12 protein-coding genes are annotated in these 16,224 nt (G+C 62.1%); 11 read left to right on the top strand and 1 reads right to left on the bottom strand.

Annotated elements, in window-relative coordinates:
* Positions 1 to 70 precede the first annotated feature (70 nt).
* Entirely contained in the window at positions 71 to 1,363 is a 1,293-nt protein-coding gene (locus tag AC07VF_RS22655) for an MFS transporter (RefSeq protein ID WP_192174302.1), read from the top strand.
* 267 nt (positions 1,364 to 1,630) lie between these two features.
* On the opposite strand, the gene AC07VF_RS22650 is transcribed toward AC07VF_RS22655, so the two are convergent.
* Complete coding sequence (locus tag AC07VF_RS22650; protein WP_495009030.1) at positions 1,631 to 3,094, bottom strand: glyceraldehyde-3-phosphate dehydrogenase; 1,464 nt, start codon at positions 3,092 to 3,094, stop codon at positions 1,631 to 1,633.
* 169 nt (positions 3,095 to 3,263) lie between these two features.
* Between AC07VF_RS22650 and mfd the strand changes: the two genes are divergently transcribed.
* From mfd to AC07VF_RS22600, 10 genes are all read left to right on the top strand, one after another.
* Entirely contained in the window at positions 3,264 to 6,728 is a 3,465-nt protein-coding gene (gene mfd / locus AC07VF_RS22645) for a transcription-repair coupling factor (protein ID WP_495009029.1), read from the top strand.
* A 9-nt stretch (positions 6,729 to 6,737) separates the two neighbouring features.
* Positions 6,738 to 7,274, top strand: a complete 537-nt coding sequence (locus tag AC07VF_RS22640; RefSeq protein ID WP_495009028.1) for a CsiV family protein — start codon at positions 6,738 to 6,740, stop codon at positions 7,272 to 7,274.
* Positions 7,275 to 7,287: 13 nt separating this feature from the next.
* Entirely contained in the window at positions 7,288 to 9,996 is a 2,709-nt protein-coding gene (locus tag AC07VF_RS22635; RefSeq protein WP_495009027.1) for a DEAD/DEAH box helicase, read from the top strand.
* 915 nt (positions 9,997 to 10,911) lie between these two features.
* Positions 10,912 to 11,490 carry a sigma-70 family RNA polymerase sigma factor gene (locus AC07VF_RS22630; RefSeq protein ID WP_197984074.1) on the top strand — a complete coding sequence of 193 codons (579 nt, stop codon included), beginning with the start codon at positions 10,912 to 10,914 and terminating at the stop codon, positions 11,488 to 11,490.
* Positions 11,487 to 12,200: an anti-sigma factor gene (locus AC07VF_RS22625; RefSeq protein WP_495009936.1), complete on the top strand. Its 714-nt coding sequence runs from the start codon at positions 11,487 to 11,489 to the stop codon at positions 12,198 to 12,200. Before AC07VF_RS22630 ends, AC07VF_RS22625 begins: the two co-directional genes overlap by 4 nt.
* A gap of 74 nt (positions 12,201 to 12,274) precedes the next feature.
* Positions 12,275 to 12,832 carry a fasciclin domain-containing protein gene (locus tag AC07VF_RS22620; protein ID WP_495009937.1) on the top strand — a complete coding sequence of 186 codons (558 nt, stop codon included), beginning with the start codon at positions 12,275 to 12,277 and terminating at the stop codon, positions 12,830 to 12,832.
* 237 nt (positions 12,833 to 13,069) lie between these two features.
* Complete coding sequence (locus AC07VF_RS22615; protein WP_192174153.1) at positions 13,070 to 13,612, top strand: DUF3455 domain-containing protein; 543 nt, start codon at positions 13,070 to 13,072, stop codon at positions 13,610 to 13,612.
* 111 nt (positions 13,613 to 13,723) lie between these two features.
* Complete coding sequence (locus AC07VF_RS22610) at positions 13,724 to 14,287, top strand: sigma-70 family RNA polymerase sigma factor (RefSeq protein ID WP_192174154.1); 564 nt, start codon at positions 13,724 to 13,726, stop codon at positions 14,285 to 14,287.
* The gene (locus AC07VF_RS22605) at positions 14,284 to 15,015 is read left to right on the top strand and encodes an anti-sigma factor (protein ID WP_495009938.1); all 732 of its coding nucleotides are present in this window, start codon (positions 14,284 to 14,286) and stop codon (positions 15,013 to 15,015) included. The genes AC07VF_RS22610 and AC07VF_RS22605 overlap by 4 nt, the downstream gene beginning before the upstream one ends.
* A gap of 732 nt (positions 15,016 to 15,747) precedes the next feature.
* The coding region (locus AC07VF_RS22600) for an FHIPEP family type III secretion protein (RefSeq protein ID WP_495031063.1) at positions 15,748 to 16,224 on the top strand (477 nt) is incomplete at its 3' end.

Here is a 16,224-nt window from a genome sequence, read left to right as displayed (position 1 = left end):
GGCGCCGCAGCAGAGGACGCATAAATATAACGGATCCCCCCAGCTAGACAGCTTAAGTGAGTAATTCCAGATGGCCTCGAACACGGGCAAAGGCAAGGCGATATTTCGCGTTGTGAGCGGCAACTTCCTTGAAATGTTTGACTTCATGGTCTATGGCTTCTACGCCACGGCCATCGCCAAAACCTTCTTCCCCGCCGACAGCGAATTCGCATCCCTGATGCTGTCGCTGGCGACCTTCGGCGCCGGTTTCCTCATGCGCCCGCTGGGTGCGATTTTCCTCGGCGCCTACATCGACCACCACGGCCGGAAAAAGGGCCTGGTCATTACGCTGGCGATGATGGCCATGGGTACGGTGCTGATTGCCTGCGTGCCGGGCTACGCGACCCTGGGCGTCGCCGCGCCGCTGCTGGTGCTGATCGGGCGTCTGCTGCAAGGCTTCTCCGCAGGCGTTGAACTGGGCGGTGTCTCGGTTTATCTGGCGGAGATTTCCACGCCAGGCCGCAAGGGCTTTTTCGTCAGCTGGCAATCGGCAAGCCAACAGGCGGCGGTGGTTTTCGCCGGTCTGCTGGGTGTTGGCCTCAACCACTGGCTGAGCCCGGAAGACATGGGCCAATGGGGCTGGCGCGTGCCGTTCCTGATCGGCTGCCTGATCGTTCCGGCGATCTTCGTGATCCGTCGCTCGCTGGAAGAAACCCCTGAGTTCGAAGCCCGCGCGCAACACCACCGCCCAAGCCTGGGCGAAGTGGTCAAGTCGATCGGCCAGAACTTCGGACTGGTCATCGCCGGCATGGCGCTGGTGGTCATGACCACGGTGTCGTTCTACCTGATCACCGCCTACACCCCGACGTTCGGCAAAAATGAGCTGCACCTGTCTGATCTGGACAGCTTGCTGGTGACCGTCTGCGTCGGGATTTCGAACTTCATCTGGCTGCCTGTGATGGGCGCGCTGTCGGACCGGATCGGCCGCAAGCCCCTGCTGCTGGCGGCAACCATTCTGGCGATCATCACGGCGTACCCTGCCCTGTCCTGGCTGACCGCCAACCCGAGCTTCGGCAACCTGCTGATGGTCGAGCTGTGGCTGTCCTTCCTGTACGGCTCGTACAACGGCGCGATGGTGGTTTCCCTGACCGAGATCATGCCGGTCGAAGTGCGCACCACCGGCTTCTCCCTGGCCTACAGCCTGGCGACCGCGACGTTCGGCGGTTTCACGCCGGCGGCCTGTACTTACCTGATTCACGTGCTGGATAACAAAGCGGCTCCGGGCATCTGGCTGAGCGGCGCTGCGGTACTGGGCCTGATCGCCACGCTGGTGCTGTTCCGCAAGGGTCAGACACGGATTCAGGGTGTGACGGCGGTGAGCTGATCGCTGAGAGCTTCAAGCTTCAAGCCATAAGCTCAAGCAAAAAAACGCCCCGATTGATTCGGGGCGTTTTTGTTTCCTGATGACACGGCCACCTTCTCTGGTAATTGACAGTCAGCCTTCGCGAGCAAGCTCGCTCCCACAGGATCGTGGGTCGCCTCGGGATTTCTGCCAGTTCGCTGGACTTGCGCACACATGAAAACGCCCCGAACCAGTCGGGGCGTTTTTTGTGCTTAGCGTTTAAGCTCACCGCTTACCGCTGCTTTCAACCTACTTCGGGAAGGCTGGCGGGTTGACCCCGGTCATTTCTTCCATGACGCGGACCACCTGGCAGCTGTAGCCGAATTCGTTGTCGTACCAAACGTACAGCACAACGCGGTTATCCATGGCGATGGTCGCTTCGGCATCCACCACACCGGCGTAACGCGAGCCGACGAAGTCGGTGGACACCACTTCCAGGGAGTTCACGAAGTCGATCTGTCTGTGCAGATCGGAATACAGCGCGGTGTGGCGCAGGTATTCGTTCATCTCTTCGCGAGTGGTCGCCGTCCCCAGGTTCAGGTTGAGGATGGCCATCGAGACGTTTGGCGTTGGAACGCGGATCGCGTTACCGGTCAGCTTGCCGGCCAGCTCGGGCAGTGCCTTCGCCGCAGCGGTGGCGGCGCCGGTTTCGGTGATGACCATGTTCAGCGCGGCGCTGCGGCCACGGCGATCGCCCTTGTGGAAGTTGTCGATCAGGTTCTGGTCGTTGGTGTACGAGTGAACGGTTTCAACGTGACCGTTGACGATGCCGAACTTGTCGTTGACCGCCTTGAGCACCGGCACGATGGCGTTGGTGGTGCAGGATGCCGCGGAGATGATCTTGTCATCGGCGGTGATCTGCTGGTGGTTGATGCCGTGCACGATGTTCTTCAGCTTGCCCTTGCCCGGCGCGGTCAGGACCACGCGGTCGATGCCCGGGCACTGCAGGTGCTGGCCCAGCCCCTCGGCATCACGCCATACACCGGTGTTGTCGACCAGCAATGCGTCCTTGATACCGTACTGGGTGTAGTCCACCTCGGCCGGGTTCTTGGCGTAGATCACCTGAATCAGGTTGCCGTTGGCGCAAATGGTGTTGTTGGCTTCATCGATGGTGATGGTGCCGTCGAAAGGACCGTGGACCGAATCACGGCGCAGCAGGCTTGCGCGCTTGACCAGATCGTTTTCAGCACCCTTGCGGACCACGATGGCGCGCAGACGCAGGCCGTCGCCGCCACCGGTTTTTTCGATCAGGATGCGTGCCAGCAGACGACCGATGCGACCGAAGCCGTACAGGACGACGTCAGTGCCCTTGCGCTCGCCGGAGTTCTGCTGACCAATGACTTCGGCCATTTCTTCGCGGATGAATTCTTCAGGAGTGCGGCCATTGGCTTCGGCCTTGTACTTCACCGCCAGCTTGCCCAGGTCCACCGAGGCGGCGCCCAGTTTGAGCTCGCTCATGGCTTTGACGAGGGGGAACGTCTCGTGTACGGACAACTCGCTGGCGTCGGCCTGGCGGTGACGCGCAAAGCGGTGTGCTTTGAGAATCGCGATGACTGAACGGTTGATCAGGCTGCGGCCATAGATCGAACTCACCACATTATTATTGCGGTAGAGCTGACCGATAAGCGGGATCATCGCCTCGGCGAGGGCTTCACGATCGATCCATTCACCAAGACACTGGTCGGGCTTCTGAGTCACGGGAACCTTCCACATGTAGGGGCTGAAAAAAGGGACTACATTATGCACAGGCCTTTGTTTATGAGCAATCCAGACTTTTCACGAGCTGGAGCACTACATAATTCCCGGCGCACAAAACTGACAGCGTATCTGCGGATTAGTTACACTCCCCGGCTTTGCCGCAACGCCTGGAGCTTTAACTTCCGTGCCCGTTCTGCGCCTTCCGATTCTGCCTGCTGCAGCAGGCAAACAACATTGGGGTAACCTCCCCGGTGCCGCCCTGAGTCTCGCCATCGCCGAGGCTGCCAGCGCCGCGAAACGCTTCACCCTGCTGCTTACCGCAGACAGCCAGAGCGCCGAGCGACTGGAGCAGGAACTGAAGTTTTTTGCCCCTGATCTCCCGGTCCTGCATTTCCCCGATTGGGAAACCCTGCCCTACGATCTGTTCTCGCCCCATCAGGACATCATCTCCCAGCGCATCGCCAGCCTGTACCGGCTGCCGGAGCTGGTGCACGGCGTACTGGTGGTGCCGATCACCACCGCCTTGCACCGTCTGGCGCCGACCAGTTTTCTGCTGGGCAGCAGCCTGGTCCTCGACGTCGGCCAGAAGCTCGACGTCGACGCCATGCGCACCCGCCTTGAAGCCAGCGGCTATCGCTATGTCGACACGGTGTACGAGCACGGCGAATTCACCGTCCGTGGCGCGCTGATCGACCTGTTTCCGATGGGCAGCAAACTGCCTTACCGCATCGACCTGTTCGATGACGAAATCGAAACCCTGCGCACCTTCGAACCGGAAACCCAGCGCTCCATCGACAAGGTCGATTCGGTGCGTCTGTTGCCCGCGAAAGAATTCCCGCTGCAGAAGGAAGCCGTGACGCGCTTCAAGGCCCGCTTCCGCGAGCGCTTCGACGTCGATTTCCGGCGCAGCCCGATCTTTCAGGACTTGAACAGCGGCATCACGCCGGCCGGTATCGAGTACTACATCCCATTGTTCTTCGAAGAAACCTCCACGCTGTTCGACTACCTGCCCCAGGACACCCAGGTGTTTTCCATGCCGGGCATCGAAGCGGCGGCCGAGACGTTCTGGAAGGACGTGCGCAACCGTTACGAAGAACGTCGTGTCGATCCTGAACGCCCGTTGCTGCCGCCGGCCGAGCTGTTCCTGCCGGTGGACGACTGCTTCGCGCGCCTGAAGAACTGGCCGCGGGTGGTCGCCAGCCAGGACGACGTCGAAAGCGGCGTTGGCCGCGAGCGTTTTCCGGCGCAGGTGCTGCCTGATCTGGCCATCGCAGCCAAGGCCAGCCAGCCGCTGGCAGCACTGTCGAAATTCCTCGGCGAATTTCCCGGCCGCGTGCTGTTTACCGCCGAATCCGCCGGTCGCCGTGAAGTGCTGCTGGAGCTGCTCGAACGCCTGAAGCTGCGCCCGAAAACCCTGGACAGCTGGCAGGAGTTTGTCGACAGCAAGGAGCGTCTGGCAATCACCATCGCGCCACTGGACGAAGGCCTGGTGCTGGAAGATCCGGCGTTGGCGCTGGTGGCGGAAAGCCCGCTGTTCGGTCAACGGGTCATGCAGCGTCGCCGCCGCGACAAGCGCGCCGACAGCCACGCCAGCGATGCGGTGATCAAGAACCTGGCCGAGCTGCGTGAAGGCGCCCCGGTGGTGCACATCGATCACGGGGTCGGCCGTTATCTGGGGCTGGCAACGCTGGAAGTCGAAAATCAGGTCGCCGAGTTCCTCATGCTGGCCTACGCCGAGGAAGCCAAACTGTATGTGCCGGTGACCAACCTGCACCTGATCGCCCGCTACACCGGCAGCGATGACGAGCTCGCACCCTTGCACCGCCTGGGTTCCGAGACCTGGCAGAAAGCCAAGCGCAAAGCCGCCGAACAGGTGCGCGACGTGGCCGCCGAGCTGCTCGACATCTATGCCCGCCGCGCGGCTCGCGAGGGGTATGCCTTCGCCGATCCGAAGCTGGACTACGACACCTTCAGCGCCGGCTTCCCGTTCGAAGAAACCCCGGACCAGCAGACCACCATCGAAGCCGTGCGCGCCGACATGCTCGCGCCCAAGCCCATGGACCGTCTGGTCTGCGGCGACGTCGGTTTCGGCAAGACCGAAGTGGCCATGCGCGCGGCGTTCATCGCCGTGCACGGTGGCCGCCAAGTGGCGATTCTGGTGCCGACCACCCTCCTCGCCCAGCAGCACTACAACAGTTTCCGCGACCGTTTCGCTGACTGGCCGGTGACGGTTGAAGTGATGAGTCGCTTCAAATCGGCGAAAGAGATCAACGCCGCCGTGGCCGACCTGGCCGAGGGCAAGATCGACATCGTCATCGGCACGCACAAGTTGCTGCAGGACGACGTCAAGATCAAAAACCTGGGGCTGGTGATCATCGACGAAGAGCACCGCTTCGGTGTGCGTCAGAAGGAACAGCTCAAGGCCCTGCGCAGCGAGGTCGACATTTTGACCCTCACCGCCACGCCGATCCCGCGCACCCTGAACATGGCCGTGGCCGGCATGCGCGACCTGTCGATCATCGCCACCCCGCCGGCACGTCGCCTGTCGGTGCGCACCTTCGTCATGGAGCAGAACAAGCCGACGGTCAAAGAAGCGTTGCTGCGTGAGTTGCTGCGCGGCGGTCAGGTGTACTACCTGCACAACGACGTGAAGACCATCGAGAAATGCGCGGCGGACCTGGCCGAACTGGTGCCGGAAGCACGCATCGGCATCGGCCACGGGCAGATGCACGAACGCGATCTCGAACAGGTGATGAGCGACTTCTACCACAAGCGCTTCAACGTGCTGATCGCCTCGACCATCATCGAGACCGGCATCGACGTGCCGAGCGCCAACACCATCATCATCGAGCGCGCCGACAAATTCGGTCTGGCCCAGCTGCACCAGTTGCGCGGCCGGGTCGGGCGCAGTCACCACCAGGCCTACGCCTACCTGCTGACGCCGCCACGCAAGCAGATCACCCCGGATGCGGAGAAGCGTCTGGAGGCGATCGCCAACACCCAGGACCTCGGCGCGGGCTTCGTGCTCGCCACCAACGACCTGGAAATCCGTGGCGCCGGCGAACTGCTGGGCGATGGACAGAGCGGGCAGATCCAGGCGGTGGGTTTCACCCTGTACATGGAAATGCTCGAACGCGCGGTCAAATCGATCCGCAAGGGCGAGCAGCCCAATCTCGACCAGCCGCTGGGTGGCGGTCCCGAGGTGAATCTGCGGGTGCCGGGGCTGATTCCGGAAGCCTATCTGCCAGACGTGCACACGCGCCTGATTCTGTACAAGCGCATCGCCAACGCCGCCGACGAAGAGGGCCTCAAGGACCTGCAGGTCGAGATGATCGACCGCTTCGGGCTGCTGCCGGAACCGACCAAGAATCTGGTGCGCCTGACCTCGCTCAAGCTGAAGGCCGAGCAACTGGGCATCAAGAAAGTCGATGCCGGTCCCCAGGGCGGACGCATCGAATTCGCGGCGGAGACCCCGGTCGACCCGCTGACGCTGATCAAGCTGATCCAGAGCCAGCCCAAACGCTACAAGTTCGAAGGCGCCACGCTGTTCAAATTCATGGTGCCGATGGAGCGTCCCGAGGAGCGCTTCGCCACACTGGAGGCGCTGTTCGAACGCTTGACCCCACCGCCTTCCAAAAAATCGGCTTAAGGATTCACCATGGGTTTGATCCGCTCCTTCACCCTGCTGCTGGTGCTGTTTGCCCCGGCGGCCTTCGCCGATGGCACCTATCAGGTGGAACTGATCCTGTTCCGTCAGAACGGCGAGCCGGCGGCGACCAATCAACCCGCGCCGGAAGACTGGGCCGCCGGGGCGCAACGGCTGGGCGCGGACAGCCAGACGCCCACGGCGCTGGATACCCTGGTGAACAAGCTCGAATCGAGCGATGGCTATAAAGTGCTGCTGCACACCGCCTGGCAACAGGACCTCAGTGCCACGCCGAGCAAGGTGGCGATCAGCGACGGCCAGGAGCAGTTCGGCCATTTCCCCATCGAGGGCACGGTGAGCCTGGGTCTGGCACGCTTTACCGACATCGACGCTAACTTCTGGGTCAACCAGCTGGACAGCCACGGCGTGCTGGAGACCAGCGAGCGCATGCGTCAGGCCACTCGCGTCAGAAACGGAGAACTTACTTATATGGACAACGGAAGCCTCGCCATGCTGATCAAGGTTTCCCCCGTCCAGCCACTGCGTTGACGCAGGCCTAGACGTGGCGTCCCTACTGGAAAAAGCCCTCGCCCTGCCGTGGGAACCGCTGTTCAAAACCCAGGCGGTCGAGCGGGGTCTGGAGTACGCGCGGCAGAAGCGCGTGATGCTCGAACATTTGAGCGGCGATGTGGTGCGCACGGTGTGCCGGGGTTCAAGCCTGGAGAACTACACCCAGACGCTGTTGTTCAAGGACCCCGAGCGCACGCGCAATTTCATTGTCGGCAAATGCACCTGCCCGGTGAGAAACAACTGCAAGCACTGTGCGGCGGCGCTGTTCTTCTTGCAGGACCCGGCAAACAGCCCCGGCATTCTTGCAGCGGTGGACGGCGAGCCAACTGCGCGCAGACCGAAAGTCGTCGAGCAAAAACCCAAGTTGCCCGAGCGCCTGGAAAAGAACATCAAGCCCGAGCCGCGGCTGATTCTCGCCAGCTTCGAGTACAGCGCCTACGATCCGCGCAACGGCAAGATGCAGCGGCATATCCAGCACCGCGCCGCCCTGGCGTTTCGCTACCGTGAATCCTATGTGTCTGGCGTGCCCGCCCCCGGCCGTGGCGGCGACATCCTCTGGCATCTGCCGGACGAAATTCTGCGCACCCGCCGCCATCCGGAGCGTGAAGGCGAGTACCGCAAGCAGCTTCAGGAACTGGGCTTTCGCATCGCCACCCGGCAAAGCAAGGCGCTGCCCGACAGTGCCGGCGAGATGTTCGAACTGCCCACCGACAAGGCCTGGCTGAGTTTCATTCTCGATGACCTGCCCCGGCTGCGCGCCGAAGGTTGGCAGATCGAGATGAGCGAAGACTTCGGCTTCGACGTGACGCCGGTGGACGATTGGTACGCAGTGGTCGACGACGAGCCGGAGCGCGACTGGTTCGATCTGGAGCTGGGGATCATCGTCAATGGCGAGCGGCTGAGCCTGCTGCCGATTCTGATCAATCTGCTGCGCACGCACCCGGAATTGATGACCGCCAGCGGCATCGCCAAGCGCCGCGACGACGAGCAGCTGCTGGTTCAGCTCAACCATTTCACCCAGCGCGGCGGCGTGCCGATTCAGGTGGCGCTGCCTTATGGGCGGCTGAAACCGGTGCTGGCAACCCTCGGCGATTTCTACTGGCGCGAGGATGGCAACAACGCCATTCGCCTGAACACCGCCGACGCCGCGCGGCTGCGGCAGCTCGATGACCTGCCGCTGGTGTGGCAGGGCGGCGACCGGCTGCGGCAGTTTTCCGAGCGACTGGTGAATATCAAGGACGTGCGCGGTGAGGTGCCGGAGGGCCTGAATGCCACGTTGCGCCCTTATCAGCTGGAGGGCCTCAGCTGGATGCAGGCGCTGCGCGAGCTGGAAGTCGGCGGCGTGCTCGCTGATGACATGGGCCTGGGCAAGACCCTGCAAACCCTGGCGCACCTGCTGCTGGAAAAACAGGCCGGACGTCTCGACCGGCCGGCGCTGGTGGTGATGCCCACCAGCCTGATCCCCAACTGGATGGACGAAGCGAAGCACTTCACGCCGCAACTCAAGGTGCTGGCGCTGTTCGGCACCCAGCGGCATCAGGATTTCAAGCGTCTGCAGGATGTCGACCTGATCCTGACCACTTACGCGCTGCTGCCCCGTGACGTCGAGGTGCTCAGCCAGCAACTGCTGCATGTGCTGGTGCTCGATGAAGCGCAATACATCAAGAACCCCACCAGCAAAGCGGCCCAGGCGGCGCGTCAGTTGAATGCTCGGCAGCGTCTGTGTCTGAGCGGTACGCCGCTGGAAAACCACCTGGGCGAGTTGTGGTCGCTGTTCCATTTCCTGATGCCGGGCTGGCTGGGGGATGCCAAGCAGTTCAACAGCAATTACCGCACGCCGATCGAGAAATTGGGCAACGAGCAGCGTCTGGAGCACCTCAACGCACGGATCAAGCCGTTCCTGCTGCGCCGGACCAAGGAACAGGTGGCGACCGAGCTGCCGCCGAAGACCGAGATCGTGCATTGGGTCGAGCTCAACGACACCCAGCGCGATGTATACGAAACCATGCGCCTGGCGATGGACAAGAAGGTCCGCGACGAGATCACCCGTAAGGGCGTGGGGCGCAGTCAGATCATCATTCTTGAGGCGCTGCTCAAGCTGCGTCAGGTCTGCTGCGACCTGCGGCTGGTCAACAGTGCGCCGGTCAATCCGCGGCAGTCGAGTTCGGGCAAGCTGGACAGCCTGATGGAGATGCTGGAGGAGTTGTTTGCGGAGAATCGCAAGATTCTCTTGTTTTCGCAGTTTACGTCGATGCTGGAGTTGATCGAGGCGGAGTTGAAGCAGCGCGGGATCGCGTATTCGCTGCTGACCGGGAAGACCAAGGATCGGCGGGTGCCGGTGCAAGATTTCCAGAGCGGGAAGCATCCGATCTTCTTGATCAGTCTGAAGGCGGGTGGCACGGGGTTGAACCTGACGGCGGCCGATACGGTGATTCACTACGATCCGTGGTGGAACCCTGCGGCGGAGAATCAGGCGACGGATCGGGCGTATCGGATTGGTCAGGATAAGCCGGTGTTCGTGTACAAGATGATTGCGCGGGGGACGGTGGAGGAGAAGATTCAGCATTTGCAGCAGGAGAAGGCGGCGCTGGCGGCCGGTGTGCTGGATGGGCGCAAGGCCGGGGACTGGAAGTTGCAGGATGAGGATATTGCGGCGTTGTTTGCGCCGTTGCCGGTGGTGGCCAAGAAGCTCAAGCGCTAAGGCGGGTGTTTTTAGGATCAAGAGCGTCGGCCTAACGGCCTCGGTTTCGCCTTCGGCGAGTTACTTGGAAAAGCACCCCAAGTAACCAAAGGTGCTTGCTCTCGGTTGGGCCCTTCCTTCGTCAGGGTACCCTCACTCCGACGACGCTCCGTGGGCCCGCGCCGAACGGGCATCCATGCCCTGACGGCGCTCTCGCCGCATCCATGCGGCTCGGCCCACTCCGCGAAACCTCCGTTCAGCCTGCACCCAAGTCGCGTTTTGTGGTGTCTGGACTTGCTTCGTAGGAAAGATCAAAAGCGAAGCAAGGCAGATCAAGAGCAGATCAGTCGCTAAGGACTTGTGGGAGTGAGCTTGCTCACGAAGGGGTTGGTACATCCACCGAATTTCTGGTGTTTGAAATGCAGCATTCGCGAGCAAGCTCGCTCCCACAGGGAGGGAGACTGTCAGCAAAAATGTCGGCGCCTGAGCTGGCCTCTTCCCGGCTAAAGCCGGTCCCACTAAAGGCACCGCGTACACACTGTGTGACCGGCTTTAGCCGGGAAGCCTTTGATCTTGATCTTCGTACACAAAAAGTCCAGACACCGCCAATCGCGACTTGGGTGCAGGCTGAACGCAGGTCTCGCGCAGTGGGCCGAGCCGCATGGATGCGGCGAGAGCGCCGTCAGGGCATGGATGCCCGTTCGGCGCGGGCCCACGGAGCGAGACCGGAGTGAAGGAACCCGACGAAGTCGGGCCCAACCAGGAGCAGGCACCCTTGGTTACTTGGGGTGCTTTTCCAAGTAACTCGCCGAAGGCGAAACGGTCTGCCCCCAGGCAGACGCTCTTGATCTTCGTACGGAGGGCGGACGTCAGCTTGATGACAGCGCAAACCGAAAGCGTCTAGAGTGACCTCAGTCCCTTTCAAGGCCTCGCCACTTGACCATTCGATCGAATGCAGCGCCACTGTCTGACGCTCAGTCCAGCGCCGAAGCGTTGAATGTCCTGTTGCTGGCATGCGCCACAGGCAATCGGTTGGCGTTCGAAGCGATGTATCACGCCACGTCGTCCAGGCTGTTCGGTATATGCCTGCACTATTCCGGCAATCGGGCCGAGGCGGAAGAGGTGCTGCAGGAGGTGTACATCATGGCGTGGCTGAAGGCCTCTCGATTCGATCCGCAACGGGCCAGCGCCATCACCTGGCTCTCGACCATGGCCCGCCACAAGGCGATTGACCGGCGCAGGGCCCATCGCCGTCAAGATCCCCTTGAAACCATCCCCGAATTACCCACCCAGGACGACCCCATCCCGGACGCCCTCGAGCGCGAGCAGGAGGGCAGTCAGCTGGACCGCTGCCTTGAAACCTTGGAAGACGCGCAGCAACGCTATATCCGCGTGGCGTTCTTCGAGGGTTGTTCCTACGCCGAACTGGCCGAGCGCCACGGTATTGCGCTGGGGACGATGAAAAGCTGGATTCGCCGCGGGCTGCTTCGACTGCGCTTGTGCCTCGGCCTATGAACGAGCATCCCGTGCCGCCCGACGAGACCCCGGACCTGCTGATCGCCGAGTACGTGCTGGGCGTGCTCAGCCGTGAAGAGCGTGAGCGGGTGGAGGCGATGATTGCGCTGGAGCCTCGCCATCAACGCGCGCTGGCGCAATGGCAGGAGCAGTTCGCCGAGTGGCTCGGTCAATTGCCCGTGTCCAGTCCTCCCGCGGGCACCTGGGGCAGGATTGAGCAGCGGTTGTTTGCGAGTGCCAGCCATTCGCCGTCACGGGTGTCAGGCTGGTGGAACAGCTTAGGGCTCTGGCGCTGGACAACGGCGGCGCTGGCTGCCGGGTTGCTGGCGTCGGTGCTGACGCTTCAGCAACCTGTTCCTCGACCGACGTCGGGGCCGGCCTTGTTGGCGCGTCTCGAACAGAGCGACGGCACGACGCTGTTTGCCGCGACGATCAACCCTGACCGGCGAAGCGTCCTGTTCGTCAACACGGGCCGCGCAGACTGGCCGGGTAAAAGTGCCGAGGCGTGGGTAATCGCCGCCGATGGCAAGCCTCGGTCGCTGGGCCTGCTGCCGGCCAATGCCCCCGCGACGTTGAACGTAACGCCGCCACTGGCTGACCTGCTCGCCAGCGGTGCGGTGCTCGCGATCACCCTTGAGCCGTTGAACGGATCGCCGAGCGGGCTGCCGACCGGACCGGTCGTCGCCCAGGGAAAAATATCCTCACTCTGATGCATCCGTTCCGGCGCCCGCTTCGTATATCTCCCACCTTCATCCGAAGGACCTAAGAATCCGGGAGAACTACCATGTTGACCCTCGCCAAACGCATCGCCGCTGTCTCGTTCGCTGCCCTTTGTCTTGCTGCATCCCCCGGCTTTGCCGCCGATACCGTCATGGTCGGTGGCGCCGCCATGTACCCGACCAAGACCATCGTCGAGAACGCCGTCAACTCCAAGGACCACACGACCCTGGTGGCGGCGGTCAAAGCTGCAGGTCTCGTAGACACCCTCAACAGCAAAGGCCCGTTCACCGTCTTCGCCCCCACCAACGAGGCATTCGCCAAGCTGCCGGCCGGCACTGTCGAAACGCTGGTCAAGCCGGAGAACAAGGCTGACCTGACCAAAATTCTGACGTACCACGTTGTTGCCGGCACCCATACCGCCAAACAATTGATGGCGGACGCCAAAATGAACGGCGGCAAGGTGATGCTGAAAACCGTACAGGGCGAATCCCTCACCGTGATGCCCCATGACGGCAAGCTCTGGGTGATGGACGCTAAAGGTGGCAAAAGCGCGGTCAGCATCGCTGATGTGATGCAGTCGAACGGCGTCATCCACGTGGTCGATTCGGTGCTGATGCCGTAATCGCTGACCTGATCGTTGCAGTACCCGGCGGACGCTCATTCCGTCCGCCGGCTCCATGGCCTGGCCTTTCTGCGGGCGCCATGTCGATCGACTTAGCGCCCTTCTGCTCATCCTCCCCGTATCCCCGCCACTCGCCGCACAGATTTATTTTCAAATCCCTGCATCCAGTTCCCTTTCCCCCGGGTAGTACAAGTAGTAGCGATGGCTGCTGACCTGTTTATCCAATGGAGAGATGGCATGAACGCTAAAAAATTACTGGGTTCGTTCGGTGTTTCATTGGCTGCCACTTGCCTGCTGGCAACGGCGCCGGCGGCTTTCGCGCAGATGGCGTTGCCGGATGCGGTGAAGGTACCGGACGGTCACAAGATCGCCATGGAGACGGTAGGCGTGGGCGAGATCACCTACGAATGCCGCGACAAGCCCAACGCCGCCGGCCAGACCGAATGGACATTCGTCGGCCCGAAAGCGGTATTGAATGATCGCAGCGGCAAGCAGGTCGGCACCTACTTCGGGCCACCGGCGACGTGGCAGGCCGCTGACGGTTCGAAGATCACCGGCACCCAGCTCGCCGTGGCTCCCGCCGGGACGGGCGACATTCCGTATCAGTTGGTGAAAGCCAACCCTGCAGAAGGCAACGGCGCGATGAGCAACGTCAGTTACATCCAGCGGGTGGCGACCAAAGGCGGTGTCGCGCCGAAGATGGAGTGCTCGACGGCGACCAAGGGCAAGCAGGAAATCGTGAAATATCAGGCGGAGTATATTTTCTGGGCCGCGAAGTAGACCAACGTCCCACGTCAGGCAGCGTCGCTGACGCACAAAGTCATCTACGCTGCACCGACGCAACCCCGGCCTTTGGGCTGGGGTATTTCTTTTCGTTGGCGGTTGAACATTTTGTCCCTACCTGAAGACTGTTTTGACTACGAAGCCTGCCTGGCCGCGTGCGCCCGAGGTGAGCAGCAGGCGTTGCACGGGCTCTACACGCAAGAGAGCGCCCGCCTGCTCGGCGTCGCCAAACGGATCGCCCGCAGCGACGCGCTGGCCGAGGACATCGTGCACGACGCCTTCCTCAAAATCTGGACCCGCGCTGGCAGTTTCGACCCGGCGCGAGGCACTGCCCGTGGCTGGATCTTCAGCGTGACCCGGCACCTGGCGCTGAACTTCATGCGTGACAACGCGCACATCGTTCAGGTCAGCGAGCAAAGCGAAAACGCGGTGCTGGCCGAGGTCTCTCTGGAGGCAGCCACCGACGCCGACACCTTCGAATACCGTGCCCGCTCGGGGCGTATTTACGGGTGCCTCGAACAACTGGAACCGGCGCGTCGCAACTGCATTCTTCATGCGTACGTAGACGGTTTTTCGCATTCGGAGATAGCGCAGAAAATCGGCGCGCCACTGGGCACGGTAAAAGCCTGGATCAAACGCAGTCTGGTGGCATTGCGGGAGTGCATGGGTTGACAGGCTATCCGTCGAACGACAGCGCCGATGAACTGGACGCACTGGCCAGCGAGTACGTGCTAGGCACACTGCCGGCCGAGCAACGCCTCAATGTCCAAAACCGCCTCGCCACGGACGCCGACTTGCGTACGGCGGTGGACGCATGGGAAGGGCGCCTTCTGGCCTTGACCGAACTCGCCGAACCGCACACCCCAAGCCCACGGCTGTGGGATCGAATCGAGCGCAGCGTCAACAGCCGTGACCGCCGGGCTTCCGTCAAGACTCCGGCCGTGACGTCGCACTCCTGGTGGGATCTCCTGCCCCTGTGGCGCGGACTGGCCGGCGCAGGACTCGTTGCGACCCTGCTGCTGGGCTCGATGCTCCTGACCCGAACCGCCCCGGTGAACCCCACGACCTACCTCGTCGTGCTCGTTGCCCCGCAAAACCAGGCCCCCGGCTGGGTCATCCAGGCCAGCAACCCGGAAGAAATCCAGCTGATACCGCTCGGCGCCACCCCAGTCCCCGCCGACAAAGCCCTCCAGTTCTGGACCAAGGCCGACGGCTGGCAGGGCCCCGTGTCCCTGGGCCTGGTCAAACCCGGCCAGACCCTCTCCGTACCGGTGAACAAACTGCCGCCGCTGCAACCCAACCAACTCTTCGAACTCACCCTCGAAAACCCCAACGGCTCCCCGACCGGCAAGCCTACGGGGCCGATTCAATTTATTGGGCGGGCGGTGAAAGTGATCTAGCGGCTGGACGCGGAGCGTCGGGGGCGGCATTCCCACGCGGAGCGGGGGAACGATCGGCCAATCATCTAGCGTCTGGAAGGCCGCTTTCGTGAGCAAGCTCACTCCCACATGAGCGTCGTTTGCCCTTGATGATTTGCGGTGTCACATCTGACGCCTTCCCGGCTGAAGCCGGTCCCACAAATAGCAGCGCGTGCATTCAGCGAAATGGGTGGTGGTCACACCGGCCTCTTCCCGGCTGAAGCCGGTCCTACAAGGGCACCGCGTGCAGTCAGTGGGACCGGCTTTAGCCGGGAAGCTTTTGCCTTTGATCTTCCTACGCAAAAAGTCCAGACACCACAAAACGCGACTTGGGTGCAGGCCGAACGCAGACGACGCGGAGTGGGTCGAGCCGCATGGATGCGGCGAGAGCGCCGTCAGGACATGGATGTCCGTTCGGCGCGGGCCCACGGAGCGTCGTCGGAGTGAGGGAATCCCGACGGAGGAGGGACCTAGCCAGGAGCAGGCACCCTTGGTTACTTGGGGTGCTTTTCCAAGTAACTCGCCGAAGGCGAAACCGAGGCCGTTAGGCCGACGCTTGTGATCTTGGCGTACTAAGCCACGACTCAGATTTCAAATCTAAATACTGGCACTCTGATATTTTCACCCAATCCCAAATGTTGGACCCCTTCTTGCAATAACCCCGATACAACGCTTCGGCGTCAAAAGATTGATTTAACGCGCAGGTGCCCATCGGTGGAACGCTCACAACTCATCTCCCATGCCAGAACCGGATTGATCGGCCTGGGCCGTGGACAACTTGGCGTCCCGCTACTGCTCCTCGTCATGCTCGCCATGATGATGCTGCCCATGCCGCCGTTCCTGCTGGACGTCTTTTTCACCTTCAACATTGCCCTGTCCATCGTCGTCCTGCTCGTCTGTATCTATGCCCTGCGGCCCCTCGACTTCTCCGTATTCCCGACCATCCTCCTCGTCGCCACCCTGTTGCGACTGGCCCTCAACGTCGCCTCCACCCGCGTCGTCATGCTCCACGGCCAGGACGGCCACGCCGCCGCCGGTAAAGTCATCCAGGCGTTCGGTGAAGTCGTCATCGGCGGCAACTACGTCGTCGGTATCGTCGTCTTCGCCATCCTCATGATCATCAACTTCGTCGTCGTCACCAAAGGTGCCGGCCGGATCTCCGAAGTGAGCGCGCGTTTCACCCTCGACGCC

The organism is Pseudomonas sp. GW821-FHT02H06 (assembly GCF_059421525.1).
This window is presented reverse-complemented; position numbering and strand designations above follow the sequence as displayed.